At 72.5% G+C, this 18,226-nt stretch carries 17 protein-coding genes; 4 read left to right on the top strand and 13 right to left on the bottom strand.

Translation table 11 applies throughout. The annotated features are described in order from the left end of the window. Positions 1–126: 126 nt before the first annotated feature. Positions 127–1,386 carry an RNA polymerase sigma factor gene (locus tag ACFVU9_RS09195; RefSeq protein WP_387591685.1) on the bottom strand — a complete coding sequence of 420 codons (1,260 nt, stop codon included), beginning with the start codon at positions 1,384–1,386 and terminating at the stop codon, positions 127–129. Between the two features lie 32 nt (positions 1,387–1,418). After that, positions 1,419–1,790, bottom strand: a complete 372-nt coding sequence (locus tag ACFVU9_RS09190; protein ID WP_380438330.1) for a YciI family protein — start codon at positions 1,788–1,790, stop codon at positions 1,419–1,421. A gap of 213 nt (positions 1,791–2,003) precedes the next feature. Here ACFVU9_RS09190 and ACFVU9_RS09185 point away from each other — a divergent pair, with 213 nt between their 5' ends. Then, positions 2,004–3,503 carry an MFS transporter gene (locus tag ACFVU9_RS09185; RefSeq protein ID WP_387591490.1) on the top strand — a complete coding sequence of 500 codons (1,500 nt, stop codon included), beginning with the start codon at positions 2,004–2,006 and terminating at the stop codon, positions 3,501–3,503. An 80-nt stretch (positions 3,504–3,583) separates the two neighbouring features. Here ACFVU9_RS09185 and ACFVU9_RS09180 read toward each other — a convergent pair whose 3' ends face one another. The 4 genes from ACFVU9_RS09180 to ACFVU9_RS09165 all read right to left on the bottom strand — a co-directional run bounded on the left by ACFVU9_RS09180 (position 3,584) and on the right by ACFVU9_RS09165 (position 9,210). Beyond that, entirely contained in the window at positions 3,584–5,635 is a 2,052-nt protein-coding gene (locus tag ACFVU9_RS09180) for a transglycosylase domain-containing protein (RefSeq protein WP_380501876.1), read from the bottom strand. 246 nt (positions 5,636–5,881) lie between these two features. Beyond that, positions 5,882–7,090, bottom strand: a complete 1,209-nt coding sequence (locus tag ACFVU9_RS09175; protein WP_387591487.1) for a serine hydrolase domain-containing protein — start codon at positions 7,088–7,090, stop codon at positions 5,882–5,884. A gap of 133 nt (positions 7,091–7,223) precedes the next feature. After that, positions 7,224–8,252 carry a glycosyltransferase family 2 protein gene (locus tag ACFVU9_RS09170; RefSeq protein ID WP_380438323.1) on the bottom strand — a complete coding sequence of 343 codons (1,029 nt, stop codon included), beginning with the start codon at positions 8,250–8,252 and terminating at the stop codon, positions 7,224–7,226. A 208-nt stretch (positions 8,253–8,460) separates the two neighbouring features. Beyond that, entirely contained in the window at positions 8,461–9,210 is a 750-nt protein-coding gene (locus tag ACFVU9_RS09165; RefSeq protein ID WP_387591484.1) for an SDR family oxidoreductase, read from the bottom strand. A 102-nt stretch (positions 9,211–9,312) separates the two neighbouring features. Between ACFVU9_RS09165 and ACFVU9_RS09160 the strand changes: the two genes are divergently transcribed. Together ACFVU9_RS09160 and ACFVU9_RS09155 are read left to right on the top strand one after the other, a co-directional pair. Then, a complete protein-coding gene (locus ACFVU9_RS09160) occupies positions 9,313–10,155 on the top strand; it encodes a LysR family transcriptional regulator (RefSeq protein ID WP_387591481.1) in 843 nt (280 codons plus the stop codon). A gap of 458 nt (positions 10,156–10,613) precedes the next feature. Beyond that, positions 10,614–11,594, top strand: a complete 981-nt coding sequence (locus tag ACFVU9_RS09155) for a hypothetical protein (RefSeq protein WP_387591477.1) — start codon at positions 10,614–10,616, stop codon at positions 11,592–11,594. A 66-nt stretch (positions 11,595–11,660) separates the two neighbouring features. Here the strand turns inward: ACFVU9_RS09155 and ACFVU9_RS09150 are convergent, their stop codons facing one another. From ACFVU9_RS09150 to ACFVU9_RS09120, 7 genes are all read right to left on the bottom strand, one after another. Continuing rightward, positions 11,661–12,506, bottom strand: a complete 846-nt coding sequence (locus ACFVU9_RS09150; protein WP_387591475.1) for an SAM-dependent methyltransferase — start codon at positions 12,504–12,506, stop codon at positions 11,661–11,663. 93 nt (positions 12,507–12,599) lie between these two features. Beyond that, complete coding sequence (locus ACFVU9_RS09145) at positions 12,600–13,460, bottom strand: substrate-binding periplasmic protein (protein WP_387591472.1); 861 nt, start codon at positions 13,458–13,460, stop codon at positions 12,600–12,602. A gap of 35 nt (positions 13,461–13,495) precedes the next feature. Next, a complete protein-coding gene (locus tag ACFVU9_RS09140) occupies positions 13,496–14,476 on the bottom strand; it encodes a hypothetical protein (protein WP_387591469.1) in 981 nt (326 codons plus the stop codon). Beyond that, the gene (locus tag ACFVU9_RS09135; protein ID WP_387591466.1) at positions 14,463–15,392 is read right to left on the bottom strand and encodes a trypsin-like peptidase domain-containing protein; all 930 of its coding nucleotides are present in this window, start codon (positions 15,390–15,392) and stop codon (positions 14,463–14,465) included. Before ACFVU9_RS09135 ends, ACFVU9_RS09140 begins: the two co-directional genes overlap by 14 nt. Before the next feature lie 10 nt (positions 15,393–15,402). Then, on the bottom strand, positions 15,403–15,804 hold the full coding sequence (locus ACFVU9_RS09130; protein WP_387591464.1) for a CU044_2847 family protein: 402 nt from the start codon (positions 15,802–15,804) through the stop codon (positions 15,403–15,405). Positions 15,805–16,012: 208 nt separating this feature from the next. Beyond that, entirely contained in the window at positions 16,013–16,744 is a 732-nt protein-coding gene (locus tag ACFVU9_RS09125; RefSeq protein WP_387591461.1) for a YoaK family protein, read from the bottom strand. A gap of 90 nt (positions 16,745–16,834) precedes the next feature. Continuing rightward, positions 16,835–17,494 carry a sigma-70 family RNA polymerase sigma factor gene (locus tag ACFVU9_RS09120; RefSeq protein ID WP_387591458.1) on the bottom strand — a complete coding sequence of 220 codons (660 nt, stop codon included), beginning with the start codon at positions 17,492–17,494 and terminating at the stop codon, positions 16,835–16,837. 151 nt (positions 17,495–17,645) lie between these two features. On the opposite strand from ACFVU9_RS09120, the gene ACFVU9_RS09115 reads away from it, so the two are divergent. Next, positions 17,646–18,095 (top strand): hypothetical protein, encoded by a 450-nt coding sequence (locus ACFVU9_RS09115; protein ID WP_387591455.1) that lies wholly within the window; start codon positions 17,646–17,648, stop codon positions 18,093–18,095. The last annotated feature ends 131 nt before the right edge of the window (positions 18,096–18,226 follow it).

The raw sequence follows: 18,226 nt of genomic DNA, 5'->3' as shown, positions 1-18,226 counted from the left end.
AGTACCGCGAAACCAATCCCAAGCCGCGGCGCGAGCGGCACGCCGGATCGAGGTACAACCAACCGCCCGCGAAGCCCGGATTGCACTCAAACGGGCGATGCCGCCCGCAGAGCTACAGCCGCAGAGCTACGGCCGCAGCCGCGCCGCCCGCGACTCCAGGTAGCGCTGTTCGGCGGTGCTCGCCGTGGCCCTGGCCGCGCGGCGGTAGTGGTCGTGGGCGGCGGTCCGGTCGCCGGTGCGTTCCAGGAGGTGGGCGCGGACGGAGAGGAGGCGGTGGTGGGTGGCCATCCTCGGGTCGGCGTCGAGGGTGGCGAGGAGGGCCAGGCCGGCCTCGGGGCCCTCGGTTTCGGCGAGGGCGATCGCGCGGTTGAGGGTGACCATCGGGTTGGGGGCGATGCGTTCGAGGATCAGGTAAAGCGCGTGCACCTGGTGCCAGTCGGTCTCCTCGGCCGTCGCCGCCGCCGCGTGCGTCGCGGCGATCGCGGACTGGAGCTGGTACGGGCCGAGGGCGGGACCGGCCAGGGACGCCTTGGCGAGGGCGAGGCCCTCGTCGAGCAGGGTGCGGTCCCAGGCCGTCCGGTCCTGGTCGGCGAGGGGGACCAGGTCGCCGGCGGAGGTCGTACGGGCCTCGCGGCGGGCGTGGGTGAGGAGCATCAGGGCGAGCAGACCGGCGACCTCGGGGTCGTCGGGCAGCTGGGCGTGCACCGTGCGGGTGAGGCGGATCGCCTCGCGGGCGAGGTCGGGGCGGTCGAGGTCGGTGCCCGAGGAGGCGGTGTAGCCCTCGTTGAAGATCAGGTAGAGGACGTGCAGGACCACCCGCAGCCGCTCCTCGCGCTCCTCGCCCTCGGGGAGCGCGAAGGAGCTGCCGGCGGCCTTGATGCGCTGCTTGGCCCGGCTGATCCTGGCCGCGAGCGTGGCCTCCGGGACCAGGAACGCGCGGGCGATCTCGGCCGTGGTCAGGCCGCCGACCGCCCGCAGGGTCAGGGCGGTCTGGGAGGCCGCGGTCAGGGTCGGGTGGCAGCACAGGAACAGCAGGACGAGCGTGTCGTCGCTGTCCGGCACGTCCTCGGGCCGCACCTCGAACGCCGTCGCCGCCTCGCGTTCGCGGCGCGCGTGGTCGCTGCGCATCCGGTCGACGAGGCGGCGGGAGGCGACGGTCACCAGCCAGCCGCGCGGGTTGTCCGGCACGCCCTCGTCCGGCCACTGCACGGCGGCGGCGAGGACGGCCTCCTGCACGGCGTCCTCGCAGCCCTCGAACTGCCCGTGCCGCCGCACCAGCGTGCCGAGGACCTGCGGCGCGAGCTCACGCAGCAGGTCCTCGAACTCGTGCACCGCCGTGCCGTGCGGACGGCCGGGGGTCGTTCCGGGGGTCGTGCCGTGCGTCATGCCCTGCGAACTGCCGGGGGTCGTGCCGTGCGTCATGCCTCCAAGTGTCCGTCGGAGAACATGACCTGGCGCACCTCGACCCCCAGTCCCGGGATCGCGGCGTCGGGGATCTGCGCCGCGAGTTCGATCGCGCGCTCCTTGTCCTCGCAGTCGACGAGGTAGAAGCCGCCGAGGAACTCCTTGGCCTCCAGGAACGGGCCGTCGGTCACCACCGGCTGCCCGTCCCGGACGGTCACCACGGCCGCCTGGGACGGGTCGACCAGCGCCTGGGTGAGGATCAGCTCGCCGGACTCCTTCAGCGCCTCGATGAACCGGCCGTGGCCGGCACCGATCGCCGCCTTCTCCTCGTCGGTCAGCGCGTCCAGCACGGCCGGGTTGATGTGCAGGCCGATCACGAACTTCATCGCGTGCTCCTCGTGGTGCGCGGGCCCCGGCGGGGCCCTCTCGACCGGTTGGTCGGAGCCGCCGGCGCCGTCTTGACATCGCTCGGGACGTTTCCCGGAGAAATTTCCCACGACTTTCCCGTCGCACGGCCTTCGCGCGTCCGGCGGATGTCAAGAACGCTCCCCCGGCTCCGACCAGCCCGCGCAACGTACGGAGATCCGGAGGTTACGAAGATGCGAGTCGAACGGCCCTGGGCGGCCCTGGCCGTCCTGATGCTGCCCACCCTGCTGGTCGCGATGGACGTGACGGCGCTGCTGCTCGCGCTCCCGCGGCTGAGCGCGGACCTGGGCGCCACCAACGTCCAGCAGCTGTGGATCAGCGACGGCTACGGGCTCACGGTGGCCGCGCTGGTCATCACGATGGGCACCCTCGGTGACCGGGTCGGCCGCCGGCGGCTGCTGCTCACCGGCGCCGCGGCGTTCGCGGTGCTGTCGGTCGTGGCGGCCTACGCCACCGACCCGCTGGTGCTGATCGCCGTCCGGGCGCTGCTCGGCGTCGCCGGGGCGACGCTGGCGCCGTCCACGCTCGCGCTGATCACCGACCTGTTCCGGGACGGGCGGCAGCGCGGGCGGGCCATCGCGGTGTGGGCGACCTGCCAGTTCGCCGGGGGCGCGCTCGGGCCGGTGCTCGCCGGGTTCCTGCTCCAGCACTTCTGGTGGGGGTCGGTGTTCCTGGCCGCCGTGCCGACGATGGCGGTGCTGCTGCTGACCGGGCCGTTCCTGCTGCCGGAGTTCCGCGGCGACCGGTCGGGGCGGCTGGACCTCGCCGGCGTGGGGCTGTCGCTGGTGGCGGTGCTCCTGGTGGTCTACGGGCTCAAGCAGCTGGCGGTCGGGAGCGCGCCCGCCGTGCCTTCTGCGGCCCTGGCCGTGGGCGCGGTGGTCGGCGCGCTTTTCGTCCGGCGCCAACTGCGCCTGGAAGCACCCCTGTTGGACCTCCGCCTGCTGCGCAGCCGCCCGTTCACGGCCGTCCTCGTCGCGCTGGTGTTCGCCGGCGTGGCGATGGCCGGGACGGGCCTGCTGGTGACGCAGTACCTGCAGAGCGTCCTCGGCCACTCGCCGCTCGCGTCCGCCGTGCTGTTCGCGCCGATGGGCCTGGCCGTGGCGGTGGGCACGATGGCCTCGCCGCTCCTGGCCCGGCGGGTGAGCCGGTCGACCGCGATCGCCGGCGGGCTGGCGCTCTCCGCGCTCGGCGGCCTGCTGCTGACGGTCGTGGACGGTCCCGGCAGCCTGCCGCTGGTCATCACCGGCGTCGCCGTCCTGGCGCTCGGCACCGGCCCGCTGTTCGCGCTCGGCACCGGGCTCGTCATGGGTTCCGTCCCGCCGGAGCGCGCCGGATCGGCCGCGGCGATGTCGGAGACCGGCAACTACTTCGGCGGCTCGCTGGGCTTCGCGCTCCTCGGCGCGCTGGCCGCGGCGGTCTACCGCGCCCGCACGCACGGCACGTCCGACTCCCTCGCGGGCGCGGTCGCCGCCGCCGAGCACCTCCCGGCCGGGCGGGCCGCGGACCTCCTGCACACCGCGCGAGAGGCGTTCACCTCCGCGCTGCACGTCACCGGTGCCGTCGCGGCAGGGATCTTCGCTGCCTTGGCCGTCCTGACGTACGCGTTGCGCCCGAAGGTGCCGGAAGCCCCGGCCGCCGCAGCAGCTCCCGACTACGAGGCCACCCACGCGTAAGAGACGGAACGGCCCCGCCGCTCCCCCGGTACGGGCGAGCGGCGGGGCCGTGGCGATCCAACAGCTAAAACACTCCGCCGCTACGGCAGCGGCACCGTCGTCAGCGTGCCCGCCGGCACACCGCTCAGCGCGCCGTCCATGGCACCGCTCCAGATCGGCCCGGCCAGCGTGCCGCCGAAGGCCTGGTCGACGACGTGGCCGCCGATCCGCTGCCCGTCCAGCGGCTTCTGGACGGCCGTGTCACTGACGACCGTCGCGCCCGCCATCTCGGGGGTGTAGCCGACGAACCACACCTGGCGGCTGCCGTTGGTGGTGCCGGTCTTGCCCGCGCTGTCGCGGCCGGAGAGACCGGCCGGCTTGCCGGTGCCGTCCTCGACCACGCCCTTGAGCATCGTGGTGACGGTGTCGGCCGTGTCCGAGGACATCACGGAGGTGCAGTTCGCGTCCGGCACCGCCAGCTGCTTGCCGTCCGGGCCGGTCACCGCGGTGATCGCGGTCGGCTTGCAGTAGGTGCCGTGCGCGGCGAACGTCGCGTAGACGTTCGCCATCTCCAGCGGGGTCAGGGAGTTGCTGCCCAGCGTCATCGACGGCACCACCTGGAGCTTCTCGCCGCCGGCCTGCGCGGTGATGCCCAGCTTGTTGGTCATCTGGGCGACGGAGCACAGCCCGGCGTCCGCCTCCAGCTTCGCGAAGTAGGTGTTGACCGACTGCGCCATCGCCGTCTTCATGTCGAACTGGCCCTTGAGGTTCGGGCTGTCGTTGTGCAGCGACTCGGTCGACGGGAACTTGCCGCCGTTGCAGTCCTTCATCGCCGGCCACGGGATGCTGTAGTCGGTGGTGTAGCTCTGGTTCGGCGCGATGCCGGCCTCCAGGGCCGCCGCCGCGACGATCGGCTTGAACGTCGACCCGGTCTGGAAGCCGGACCCGCCGCCCATCGACTTCTCGACGTTGTAGTTGATCTGGGTCTCGTGCTTGGAGTCGTCGACGCCGTACGGGCGGCTCTGGCCCATCGCGAGGATCTTGCCGGTGCCCGGCTGGACGATGCTCATCGCCGTCGCCGCCAGGTCGCCCGGGTTCACGCCCTTGGTCACCGAGTCGTTGAGCGCCGCCTGCGCCTTGGGGTCGAGCGTGGTGCGGATCTGCAGGCCGCCGCGGTTCCACAGCGCCTTCCGCTCGGCCGCGTTCTTCCCGAACGCCGGGTCGGTCAGCACCACCTGGCGCGCGTAGTCGCAGAAGAAGCCCTCGCCCTGCTTGGCCGTGATGCAACCCTGCGGCGACGACTGGATGTTCAGCCCCAGCGGGCTCGCGATCGCCTGCTGCTCCTGGTCCTTGGTGATGTGCCCGAACTCGGCCATCTTCTTCAGCACGGTGTCGCGCCGGGTCTTGGCGTCGTCCGGGTGGGCCACCGGGTCGTAGCCGCTCGGGGACTGCTCCAGGCCCGCCAGCAGCGCGGCCTGCGGCAGGGTGAGGTCCTTCGCGTGGACGCCGAAGTAGCGGTGGGCCGCCGCCTCGATGCCGTAGGCGTGCTGCCCGAAGTACGTGATGTTCAGGTAGTTGGTGAGGATCTGGTCCTTGCTGAGGGTCTCCTCGACCTTGATCGCGTACTTCAGCTCCTGGATCTTGCGGCCGACCGTCTGCCGCTGCGCCTCCTGGACCTTCGCCGGGTCGTCGCCCGCCTCCTCGACGAAGACGTTCTTCACGTACTGCTGCGTGAGCGTGGAGGCGCCCTGGCTGCTGCCCGTGGCGGCGTTCTTGTTCAGGGCCCGGAGGACGCCCTTGAGGTCGATCGCGCCGTGCTCGAAGTAGCGGTTGTCCTCGATGTCCACGAGGGCCGTCTTCACCAGCGGGGAGATCTGGTCCCCCGGGACGATCGTGCGGTCGCGGTCGTAGACGGTGGCGATCACGCCGCCCTGCGCGTCGTAGATCGTCGAGGCCTGGGAAAGCGGCGGGGTCTTGAAGTCGTCCGGGAGGTTCTGGAAGTCGTCCGCGGCCGATTGCGCCCCGAGGCCGACGGCCCCCACGGCCGGCAGGGCTATGCCCGCCACGACCACCCCGGCTATGCCGCTCACACCGAGCAGCCGCACACCGGCCCCGAGCTTGTTCACACCTGTTCCCCGCCGCTTCTCTCGCATGTGGCGACCATACGTGCACGACATGAGAGAACCGAACAGAAGTCCGCGCAGCCCTGTCACTCCTTTGTCACAGCCTTGCTACGAGGCGGAATACGGGCCTCAGCAGGGGCGGAACCCGGCCGGGACGGCGGAGCCTTGTGAAGGAGTCGTGCGTACATTCCGGCGTGGTGGCGCACACCCGGGCCGCTCGCTTCGGTCGACTCCGGAGGAGCGGCCACGGGGGCGCCGACGGCTGGGAAGGGTGCCTCAGGGTGCCAGCGGGTGGTCCGGGGCCAGGAGCTCCGAGATCCGGGCGGCGATGGTCTGCGCCGGCTGGCCGTCCGTCGTCGCGGGGCCCTGGGTGGTGGCGACGGCGATCGCGAGGCGGCAGTCCGGCAGGTAGGCCTGGACGGCGGCGTACCCGGGCAGGAACGGGTTCTGCAGCACCCAGCCGTTCCGCACGAACACCCCGAGGCCGAAGTGCTCGGCCTCCGTGTTGGTCCTGCAGATGTCCGCCGGGCAGATCTTGGTCGCGTGCCCGAGGCCGACCGTCCCCGGGTTCAGCTGCGTCCGGTAGCTGCTGGGCGAGAGCAGTTCACCGGCGCCGATGGCCTGCGCGGAGCGGGCCAGGTCGCAGATGTCGCTGGAGAGGACCGCTCCGCGCGCGGCGGTCCAGGACGGGTTCCAGAAGGTGACCTCCTCGTAGCGGCCGCGCGCCGCGGTGAAGCCGTGCAGCACGGGGGTCGGCAGGTCGGGGGTGAAGCCGTTGCGGGTCTGACGCAGGTCGAGGCGGTCCATCACCCGTCGGCGCAGCAGTCCGTCCAGCGGTTCGCCGGTGATCTTCGCGAGCGCCTCGCCGAGCAGCATGAAGTTGGCGTGCGAGTAGCTCCAGTTGGTGCCGGGCGCGTACCAGAGGTCGTGGGCGGTGGAGACGCCGACGAGCTCGGCCTCGGTCCACTCCCGGAACGGGTCGGCGAGGTAGGCGTTCTGGAAGACGGGGTCGGGGACGTAGTCGTGCAGCCCTGAGGTGGTGGAGCCGAGCATCCGCAGGGTGATCTCCTCGGCGTGCGGAAGGTCGGGCAGCCAGCGCGACACCGGGTCGTCCAGGCTCACCTTCCCCTCCTCGACGAGTTGCAGGAGCACCACACCCATGTAGGAGAACGCCACCGACCCGACGCGGAAGTGCATGTCGGCGGTGGCCGGCACCCCGGTCATGGACTCCCCCACCGCCCCGGTGACCACCTCCCGCCCGTCCACCGTCACCTTCAGCAGGACGGAGTTGAGGTCGAGTTCCTCCTTCGCCCGGCGGACGGCGTCGAGCACCTTCCCGGCCTGCCCGCTCCCCGGGTCGGGCGAGGCGGCGCACCCGTGCTGCGGGTGCGCGGGCCCGACGGCCGTCGCGGGCCCGGCCGACAGGTGGAGGGTGGAGGCGAGCAGGGTCGCGGTGCAGAGGGCGGCGATGCGCATGCGGGTCATGACCGCACTATGTGCACCGGCGCCCGGCCGTCCGGCCTCCGACACTCGGTGCTACGCCGTACGGGCGGGACGGGCCCGCGGCCGGAGCACGCACGCCACGCCCGGCCCCGGCCCCCGGCCTCCAGCCCCCGGCTCAGCGGCGCGCGGCCTGGCGGGTGCGGCGGACGATGCGGTGCAGGCGCTGGAGGGCCACGAAGCGCCGCATCCGGTCGGCCAGCGTCAGGCTGTACTTGAGCCGCAGCTGGGCGTTCAGCCCGGCCAGCTGCTCGGAGCCGATGGCCAGGAGCAGCCGGCTCACGTGCCGCTGGTAGACCTCCCAGTAGGGGCGGTCGCCGTCCGGGAGGGACCAGAAGAACATCGGGATCTCCTCGACCAGGCAGTTCCGGTCGTAGGCGCGCAGGTGCTCGGCGAACTGCGGCTCGGGGCGGGCCGTCAGCCATTCCCGGACCAGTTCCATCGAGCGGACCCGGTCGATCAGGCCGCGCGGGTCGGTCTTGCGCTGGGTGATGGACAGCGCGCCGTCCTCGCGCACCCGCCAGTGGTAGATCGGCTCGGAGATGACGTCGACGCGCTCGGCGAGGAAGTGGTGCGGCACGCTGACCGGGGCGTCCTCGTACAGGAGGCCCTCGGGGTAGAGGATGCCCGCGCCGTCGAAGAACGAGCGCCGGTAGACCTTGTTCCAGGCGGTGCGGTCGGTGACGAGCGCGGGCAGTTCGCTGACGTGGGTGCGCAGCCGGGTCTCGCGGAACGGGCGGCGGTGGCCGTGCGAGGGGGTGAGTCCGCTGGTGCGCAGGCGCATGGCGTTGCCGGTGGCGAAGTCGGATCCGGTGTCGTCCAGCGTGCGGATCATGAGCTGGTAGGCGTGCGGCGGCAGGGTGTCGTCGCTGTCGACGAACGTCAGGTACTCGGTGCCGGGGGTGAGGTGGCGCCAGCCGGTGTTGCGGGCGGCGCCGAGGCCCTTGTTCGTCTGCTGGACCAGCCGGAAGCGGGGGTCCTGCTCGGCGTACGCCTTGGCGAGGAGGGCGCTGTCGTCGGTCGAGCCGTCGTCGACCATGACGCACTCGAAATCCTCGAAGGACTGGCCCGCGATCGAGTCGAGGCACTCTTCGAGGTAGCGCTCGACGTTGTAGATCGGGACGACGACGGACAGACGCGGGGCCATCGGACGGCCTTTCGCTCAGAGGCGGACGGGCCGGGCAGGGCCGGCGATTCCATCACCTACAGTGATCTGCGGTAGCCCCAGTGTAGAGAACACGCGCGACCGTCGGACCAACAGCGGACGGATTCCAGTTTGCGTTCCGGTGCTGCCGTTGTGTCCGTGGCCGAACGTGGTCGACCGGGGTCGAGCCGCGGGGCCACTCCGCCGACGGTCACCAGGGCACGGCCTGCCCCTGGTGGTCGACGAAGTGCAGACCGGGCTTGCCCCGGTGCTGCTCGATCGTCCCGGCCACGCCGGGAACGCTCTCCTCCACGCTGAGATCGGCTTCGGGGCCGCCGAGTTCGGTCCGCACCCAGCCCGGGTCCATGAGGATCAGGGTCCGGCCGTCGGCGGTGTGGCGGGCAGCATAGCAGCGCATGAGCTGGTTCAGCGCGGACTTGCTGGCCCGGTACAGGTCCTGGCCGCCGTCGGTGTTGAGGCTGAGGCTGCCCTGGTCGGAGGACATGACGCCGATGGTCCCGGCCGGTGCGACCAGCGGGCCGAGCACCTCCACGACGCGCATCGGGGCGAGCGCGTTGGTCACCATGACCTCGGTGAACATGTCCGTCGGGACGTCCCCGATCGGGAGGTCGCCGCGGGTGATCGCGGCGTTGACGAAGAGCAGGTCGAGGGTGCGCCCGACCGTGGTCAGTCGGTCACGAAGCGCCGCGATCTGGTCGGGATCGGTCATTTCCAGGGACTCGACGGCCAGCCGGCCTCCGGAGGCGTCGGCCAGGTCGTGGAGGCCGGTGCGGCGCTCGCCGCGGACGGTGCCGATGACGTCCCAGCCGCGGCGGAGGAGTTCGGCGGCGAGCCCGAGGCCGAGGGTGCGGGAGGCGCCGATGACGAGGGCGGTGGTGCGGATGTCGGTGCGGATTTCGGTGCAGGTGTCGGTGTGGGTGTCGGTGCGGATTTCGGTCATGATCCGAGTCTCCGGAGCGTCCCGGCAGCCGTCCAATGCCCTTCCGTCCGCATTGATGCCGCGCGGGCATCGGTGCAGGGAGTGCATTGATAGCGTGCGGAGATGGACCTGGATCTGCGCAAACTCCGCTACTTCACCGCGGTCGCCGAGCACGGGCAGTTCGGCCGGGCGGCCCGGGAGCTGTTCATCACCCAGCCGGTCCTCAGCCGGCAGATCCGGGCTTTCGAGCAGGAGTTGGGCTGCGAACTGTTCACCCGGACCACGCGCAGCGTCGAGCTGACGGCGGCCGGGCGGCAGCTGTACGAGGAGGCGCGGCGGATCACGACGGCGGTGGACACCGCCGTCCGGCGCGTCCAGGAGGCCGCGCGGGGCGAACGGCGGCTCGTCGTCGCCTTCTCCCCCGGCCTGCACGTGTCCGAGGCGATACGGGAGTTCAGCGCGCGCCACCCGGACGTGACGGTCGACGTCCTCCCGCTGCGCTGGTGGGAACAGGACGCGCCGCTGCGCGACGGCCGCGCGCACGTCGGCTACCTGCGCCACCCCTTCGACGCCACCGGTCTGCGGACCGTCCCGATCGGCCGCGAGACCAAGGTCGCCTGCCTGCCCGCGACCCACCCGCTCGCCGACCGCACCAGCCTCACCACCGCCGACCTCGCCGGCGAACCGGTCCTCGACGCCCGGACGCGGCGGAGCTCCTCCCTGGACGAGAAGTTCGAACTCATCGCCTCCGGCCAGGGCATCGCCCTCGTCCCCCTGAGCATCACCGGCTCCTACTCCCGGCCCGACCTGCGCTACCTGCCCGTCACCGACTCCTCGCCGGTGGAAACCTGCCTGGCGGTCCCGGAGGGCGCGCAGGCGGACCCCGTACCGGAGTTCCTGTCCATCGCCACGACGGCGCTGCGCCGCGCTGCCGCCGTGGCGGCGGCGGGCCGGGAATCCGCCTGAACCGCTCGAACGCGGAATCATCCGATCGAGGGATCAACGGACCGGAATACCCGAGGTCCCAGGGGCGGGCAGTACGGTTTGTGCTCCACCGAAGCCGAGTCGAGGTGGCCCGACCGGTGCGACCCGCAGGAGGGGTATTGAGATTTCCCTGGCAACGGGGCGTCTCCGCCGCGTCCATCACGTTCGCGGCCCTGGGCGCGGCCGGTGTCATGACGACCCCGGGCTCCGCCGACGGGGCCTCCGAGCATGCGGGGCCGAGCAGCGTCCACGGACATCAGAGCGACGACGAGGTCGCCCCGCCCTGCGACGTCGTCAACTACCCTCCCGCGCCGCCCGCTTCCTGACAGGCGAGGAAAGCTCCTTCCCGGCTTTCCCATCAGTCACGGCTGCTACTTTGAGCATCATCGTATGAGTCTGGTGGCCTGACACATGGTCACCGCACGTCTCAGGGGGATGCTTTGAAGAAGTTGACGACAAGGGCGGCCACTCTCGCCCTGGCCGCCGGAGCCTTCGCGACGTTCGCGGCCGCGCCCGCCTCCGCGGCGGCGACGGACTGCGGCTCGCCCGACGTCGTGGCCTGCTTCACCTACGGCGACCAGCTGAAGCAGACGCCGGAGAACATCGTCCAGGAGCCCGACGGCTCCTTCGACGTGACGCTCTCGCTCGCCCAGCAGGTGGCCCGGGTCGGCACCGACGGCCGGGTGCGGATCCTGGTGCAGATGCCCGTGCCGGACGGCACCGGGGGCGGCACGCCGCTCGTGGGCCACCCGGTCACCATGGGCCTGGTCCGGGCCCAGGACGGCACCCTGTTCTTCCTGTACGCGAACGGCGACACGGACCAGACCGGCGTCTGGCGGCTGCGACCGCACACGACGACCCCCGAGCAGGTCGCCCAGCTCCCCAACAACAGTCTGCCCAACAGCATCGCGCTGGACGGGCGCAGCGGCCTGCTCTACATCAGCGACAGCGCCCTCGGCCGGGTCTGGACGGTGCCCACCACCGGCGGGACCCCGACCGTCTTCTCGGACGACGCCCTGCTCGCGGCCAAGGGCTTCGGCGCCAACGGCCTGAAGCTCCACCACCACGCGGTCTGGGTCTCGAACTCCGTCAATGGCACGATCGTGCGGATCCCGATCCTGCGGGACGGCCGGTCCGGGCGGCCCGAGGTCCGGGCGGACAACCTGTCCACCGTCGACGACTTCGCCTTCACCGGCCACGGCGACGAGCTCCTGGCCGCGCTCAACGGCAGCAACGAGGTGGTCCGCGTCCACCCCGGGATCCACCCCGACCACACCTACACCGTCGTCCGCAAGGACGACGGCCTGCAGAACCCCACCTCCCTGGTGATCCACGACGGCACCGCCTACGTGGCCAACGGCGCCTACTTCACGAAGACGACCCCGAACATCCTGGCCATCCACCTCGACGACGAGCACTGACACGTCGCCGAGGCCCCGACGCCCACGGCCGGTCCCCGCACCGGGGCCGGCCGCGGGCCCGGGCGGTCAGTCGCGGCCGGCGTGGAAGATGCCCCAGCTCAGGCGGCCCGCTCGGCAGGCGGCCACCCACAGGGGGAGGTTCTCCAGCAGGCCCTCCAGGTACACCGGGCCGACGAGGTCGCGCAGGGCGTCGGCCTGGCGGCGGGTCTCCTCCTCCAGCCGGACGTAGTGCGTGAGGAGCTGCTCGCTGCGGTCGTCGAAGTCCACGCCGCTCAGGCCGACTTCGGGCAGCCGCTTCTCGTAGTAGCCCGGGGTGGCGAGGCTCTCCACCTGGAGGCGCGCCACCACCTCGTACAGCGACTCGGGCGCGACGCCGTCCGCCGCCATGACGTCGGTGAACACGAGGTCGCCGTCCGGCCGCAGGACGCGGGCCGCCTCGCTCAGCAGGCGGTCGCGGTCGGGGCTGTGGCAGAACGCCTCCTGCGACCACACGACGTCGAAGTGCCCGTCGGGGAACGGGATGTCCTGGAACGAGCCGGTCACGACCTCGATCAGTCCGTCGAGCCCGCGCTCCGCGTTCGTGCGGCGGTGGCGCTCGTTCTGCGGCTCGCTGATGTTGAGCGCCGTCACCCGGCAGCCGAACGTCCCGGCCAGGAAACGGGTCGGCCCGCCGTACCCGGAGCCGAGGTCCAGCACCGTGACCCCCGGGGTCCGCAGCCGGTGCGCGACCTTCGCCGCCGCCCGTTCGCACGTCCGCCGGGACGCCGTCCCGACCGGCTCGTGGGCGTCGAGGTAGATGCCGGTGTGGATGTTCTCCCCGCCCCACACGGCGGAGTAGAACCCGTCGACCTCGCTGCTCCCGTAGTACCGCCGCACCGTCTCCACCGCGTCCGCGATGCTCTCCTCGGCCATGCCGCCGCACCCTCCTCGCACCGTTCCGCCACCTCCCCGTCACTGTACGTGAGTTGGAAGATCACTCGTGGACGAACCGGCGGACCGTCCCGGTCATTTCGCGCAGAGGTTGTCCGAGGCGCTGATCAGCGGCTGGAAGTCCTGGCGCAGGTTGTCGTCCGACACGTCGGGGCCGAAGGCGAAGTTGCTGCGCAGCTCCGTCGCCCACGCCTGGCTCTTGACGTACGCGTCGAGCCGCCCCCGCAGCCACTGGCAGGCCGAGGTGTGCCCCGGGGGCAGCGCGGCGACCAGCGTCTGCACCTTGCCGAACCGGCCGTCCGCCATCGCGTACGGGGCCTGGCCGTTCACCTTGACGTTGACGGCCATGCCGCGAAGGACGAGGTAGTCGGAGACGAAGACGTCCGCGGTGCCGTCGTTCAGCGCCTTCAGGCAGTCGTCGGGGAAGAGGGCGTCGACCGACACCTTGGGCTTGACCTCGTTGTCGATCAGCGCGCGGGCGGTGGTCTTCGCGATCGTGCAGACCCGCAGCGGGGTCAGGTCCTCCTGACGCTGCACCGCGACCGGGTGCGCGGCCAGGGTGAGGGCGCCGAGCGGCGTCTTCAGGTACGGGCCGGCGAGGTCGAAGTTCTGCTCGCGCTCGGCGGTGTCGGAGATGTCCGCCACGACGACGTCGGCGCCGTTGTGGTTGGTGTTGCCGTCCAGCAGGGCGTCCTGCCACGTCTGCGCGGAGAGCGGGACGGAGGAGTAGGGCACGCCCGCGTCGCCCAGCACCTTGGCCACCAGCCTCGGTTCGAAGCCCTGGAAGATGCCGTTGGGGTCCTGGACGGACATGCCGGGGGCCGCCGTCTTGAACCCGACCCGGACCGTCCGATCGAACGGCGCCGGCCGTTCCGGTCCGGAGGAGCAGGCGGCGAGCGCGAGCGGCAGGACTGCGGCGGCGGTCACGGCGAGCATGCGCAAACGGTGTCCGGCGATCACGGCGAAGCCCTTCAGTCCTTGAAGTCGACGGTGTGGATGTTGACCAACAACGTGCAGCCCGTCGGGCTCAGAGTCAGTTCCAGGTCCACGCTCGACTGGTTCGCGGGCACATTCGCCCGCACCACCGAGCCCGGCTTCCGGGGGCCCGACTTCCAGCCGCCGATCGTCATCTCCACGGTCGTCTCATGACACTCGCCGCTGTCCGGGTTCTTGTCGCTCAGGTTCAGCGGGATCTCCACGCGCGTGCGGCCGGCGGGAACATTTACCTTGGTGGAGAGGGTGGACGTGCCATCAACGCTCCATGAGAGCTCCTCACCGTTCCAGCGCACCGACACCGGCACCGCCGGCCGGTCGCCGCCCGCCGAGACGATCGCCCAGACCACCACCGCGAGAACGACCGCGCCGACGCCGCCGGCCGACCACCACCTGCGGCGGCTCCGCGCTTTCGGCTCCCGGGGCTCCGGTTCGTCGCCGTGGGGCGTCGGAATGGCGATCGTGACGGAGCTCGGAAGGCCGGGAATGGAACCGCAGAATTCCCGGACCTGCGCCTCCGACCCGCCGACCACCAGCCACGTGAACTCGCTCAGCGGGTCGGGTACCCCGGGCGCCGTGCTGCTCCCCCAGCCCTGCGCCAGCAGCAGACCGCCGTTGTCCAGCAGCCATTCCTTGAAGCCGTCCGGGTGCCGCGAATCGAGCACGGCGTTGAAGAACCGCAGCCAGGAGACCGCTCGTTGGCCGCCGGCGAGACGCCGTGCCTCCTCGTAGAGCGCCTGCCGGGCGGCGGGCGCGTTGCTGTGCCGGATGCACGACCGGGTGATCCGGGTGAGGTGCGTGTGCGTCGCATTGTCGAACGTGACCTCGAACTCCACGACCCCGGGTGCCTCCCGGATGCTGTGCACCAGATCGGCGCGCCGGTCCCCGTTCTCCAGCAGCGGGATCTCCTTCAAGGCCGCCGCCAGGACGTGCACCGCGCGCTCGTCAAGCTGCCGCATGTGTGCCCCCTCCGCAGCTCGTCGCGAGCAGGAGCTCCAGGTCGCCCACCGCCCGGTGCCCGCCGGCCAGCCGTCGGACCGCCCCGACCAGGGCGCGGAGCGCGTCGCAGGGGGCGAGGTTGTCCAGGCAGGCGCCGGCGATCAGTTCCAGGTGGGGCAGGGCTAGCGAGTCGCCGCGTGGGCGGATGCCCTGCTCGGCGGGGAGTGTGTCGTTGATCCGGCGGACGAGGTCGTGGCGCACCCGCTCGTCGTCCAGCGCCGGTATTCGGAACAGCGCGTCGGCCCACTCCTGGCGGCCCGCCATGCGGTTCGCGGCAGCCGGGCACGCAGCAGCCGTCGGCAGGTCCAGCAGGGCGCGCAGCTGCCCGACCGGGGTCATCCACCCACCCACCGGGTCGCCGTCGTCCTCGGTCCCCTTGACCACACCGACCACCTGCCCGCTGCCCGGAGCGACCACCATGCTCCCGCTGAGCCCCTTCCGGATCCACCCGTTCACGAGCCGGACGAAGCCGCCCGACAGCCCGGCCACCGTCAGCCGAGCGGTGTCCGGCTGCACGCCGTCCGCCGGGGTGGCCGTGGTGAAGCCGTGCGCGGAGAGCTCCGTTCCGGCCGGTGCCTCCATCGCGGCGAGGACGGCGACCGGCCGCCCCTCGCGGACGGGTGTGCGCAGCACGGCGAGGTCGGGCGCGGGGTAGTAGGCGCTGCCGGCGGGCCGGTCGGGCGGCCACAGGTCGACGGAGAGGACTTCCTCCGCGCCGAGCGCGCCGTGCACCGTGACCGGCCGGCGTCCGTGGACGACGTGGGCGCAGGTCACGACGAGTCCGGGGGCGACGAAGAAGCCGCTGCCCAGGAAGGTCGTGGCGCCGTCGGCGAGCCAGACGGCGGGGTCGTGCGGGCCGCCGGCTCTCAGGACCACGCGGGCCGCCCTACGCGGCGGTGGGGGTGCCGGAGCCGGCGCGGTCCCAGGTGAGCCGGACGTTCAGACTCGCCTCGCCGCCCGCCTCGGCCAGCACGCCGATCAGCCGCCCGGCCTGGACGGAGAGCGTCACCCCGAACTCCACCTCGAACGAGGACGGGTCGCCGCACTTCACCGCGGTGTCCTTGGCCCACTGGCCGACGGCCTGGACGGTCTCGCGCACCTGGTCGAAGGTGTGCCGCACGGCGGTGGAGACGGCGCCGGCGTCACCGGAGTCGCTTCCCGTCCGGTCGTCGCGTCCCGTCCGGGGGTCGCGGACGGCGGCGTAGACGGTCGTGCCGTCGCCGAGGTGGACCTCGATCGTCTCGGGGGTGGAACCGGTGGAGCCCGCGGAGCCGGTGGGGTCAGCCATGCACGTCACGTCCCTAGGAGGTCGAATTGCGGTGCACATGCGCCTGGTCCGGTCGCGTCCGATCAGACATGTGACTGATGAGGCGTCAGGTCCGGTGGCGGCTAGTCAGATTAGCGCATCCAACTATCCTCGCCTGCACGCACCGTGCACACCCGTCACCGGATCGTTACCGCGGACGAACGGAGCGGCCCGGGCAGGGCAGGAGTCCTCAGCCCGTCGCCGTCGGAACGTCACCGTCGGCGGGCCGGAGGCGGGGAGCACGCGAGTACAGCGCCACGACCGCCGCCTCGAAGCCGGCCACGGCGAGCAGCCCGGGACCGGCCCCGAGCCGCAGCAGCAGCGTCCCGCCGACGCCGCCGAGCAGGATGCCCGCCACCGTCGCCACCCGGCGCATCCGGGTCAGCCGGGGCACCGCCCGTACGGCCGGGCGGAACGCGAGGGTGTCCACGATCGCCTTCACCAGGGCCGTCTGCAGGACCGTCGTCGGCATGTCCGGGATCCGCGCCTGGTCCATGATCCGGCTGTGCCAGCCCATCGCGACCGCCAGGACCGGGACGAGGAGGCCCACCCCGTGCGTGGGCAGCCGCTCGGCGCCGTCGGCGGCGATGGTGCAGGCCCCGGCGGCGGCGATGAGCGCGGCCTCGGCGCCCAGCATGGACACGAACCAGCGCCGGCCCTCGCGGAGCCGGCCCACGATCACGCGATCGGCCAGCAGCACCCCGGCCGTGAACGCCCCCAGCGCCGCCGCCGGCGCGGCGAGCGGCGTCCCCGCCGTACCCGCCACCCCGAAGCCGAGCAGCAGCACGTTCCCGGTGGCGAGCGCGGCGAAGACGTGCCCGAGCCCGAGGTAGGTGATCGCGTCCACCGCGCCGGCCACCATGGTCAGGGCGAACATGACGCCGGCGATGAGCGCCTCACCGCGCCCCGGAGCGACCCTCATGCGGCCAGCCTGCCCCGGCCGTCGCGGGTGCGCCGTCCGTGCGGCTCCTTCGGGGGACGCCCGGGACTGGCGGTCCGGTCCCGCCCGGCGTCAGTCGAGGAGCCGTCGGAGCTCCGTTTGGGCCCGGGTGACGAGCGCCCTCGCGGTGTGGCCGGAGACGCCCAGGGCCCGGCCGACCTCGCGGAACGAGCGCTCCGGCTCGCCGTCCAGGCCGTAGCGCAGGACGAGCGCGTCGGCCTCGCGCCGGTCGAGGCGTGCCAGGGCCTTGCGGGCGACGGTCGCGAAGTCCCGTTCCACGGCCGAGCGTTCGGGATCGGTGAGGCCGAGGCCGGGTGCCGGCGGTTCCTCGTCCTCCTCCGGCGCGACCGTGCGCAGCTGCCGGTGGAGCGCGGCCACCGTGCCCGGCGAGATGCCGAGTGCCGCCGCCGCCAGGCCGAGGTCGTCGGCGTTGTCCCGGAGGGCGCCGCGCAGTGCCACCGTCCGGCCGACCAGGTCGGCGGGGACGACGGCCGGGAACTCCTGCTGCGCGATCGCCCGCTGGATCTCCTTCCGCACCCACGTGTGCGCGTACGCCCCGAAGGGTGCGCCGCGGTCCGGGTCGAAGCGGTGGGCGGCGATCAGCAGGCCGAGGATGCCGGACTGGCGGAGGTCCGCGCGGTCGAGGTGCCAGGTGCGGTAGCGGGCGACCTCCCGCTCGACCAGGTGACCGTGCGCGGTGACGAGCCGCTCCCGCACCTCGTGGTTGCTCATCGTGCTCCGTCTCCCCGGGTCGGGCCCACGTCCTGCTGTCACCGGGTTACCGATACCGGGCGGCACGCCGAATGCGAGGTTCGCAGCGCCGCGGTTTCCCGGTATCACCTCCGGCGACGCGAGAACCGCACCGACCCGAGAGGCCCGCACCATGTCCGACACCACTGCTTGGAAGCCCCTGGCCATCGTCCCGTACGGCGCCGTCCTGCACGTCCCGGCCGGCTGGGAGGCGATGCCGCCCGTCCCGGCGAACGGTCCGGAGATCCTGCGGGCCACCGGCGGGCCCGGCCGGAACCTGATCGTCTTCAAAGTCCCGGCCCGGGGCATGACCGCCGAAAAGGTCGCGGACGTCGCCCAGGAGAAACTGGAGGCCCACGGCTACGGCGACTTCACGCGCACCGAGGCCCGGTTCGGCGGACGCCAAGGCGTCGCGCTGGACTTCCTCACCCGGCACGGCAGCGGCGCCGTCATCTACCGCACCCGGGAGTACTTCGCCGTGCGCGGCAACGCCGCCTTCATCCTCGGCATGGGCAGCGCGACCTGGGACGAGCACCTGCCGCTCATCGAGGAGATCGCCGCGCGGTTCGAGCTCACGGACTGACGCGCCGCGGCGGCCCGCGGTGGTCCCCCCTGGCACCGCGGGCCGCCGCCCGCCACCGGCGACCGGCGACCCGCCGTCAGCCCGTCAACCACGTCGGCGAAGTGCGGCCACCCCACCTCCCGCAGGGTGTG

The sequence above is a fragment of the Kitasatospora sp. NPDC057936 genome, assembly GCF_042887525.1.
In the GTDB taxonomy this organism is placed as follows: Bacteria; Actinomycetota; Actinomycetes; order Streptomycetales; family Streptomycetaceae; genus Kitasatospora.
Note: the sequence above shows the minus strand (reverse complement) of the source record. Positions and strands in the feature narration are given on the sequence as shown.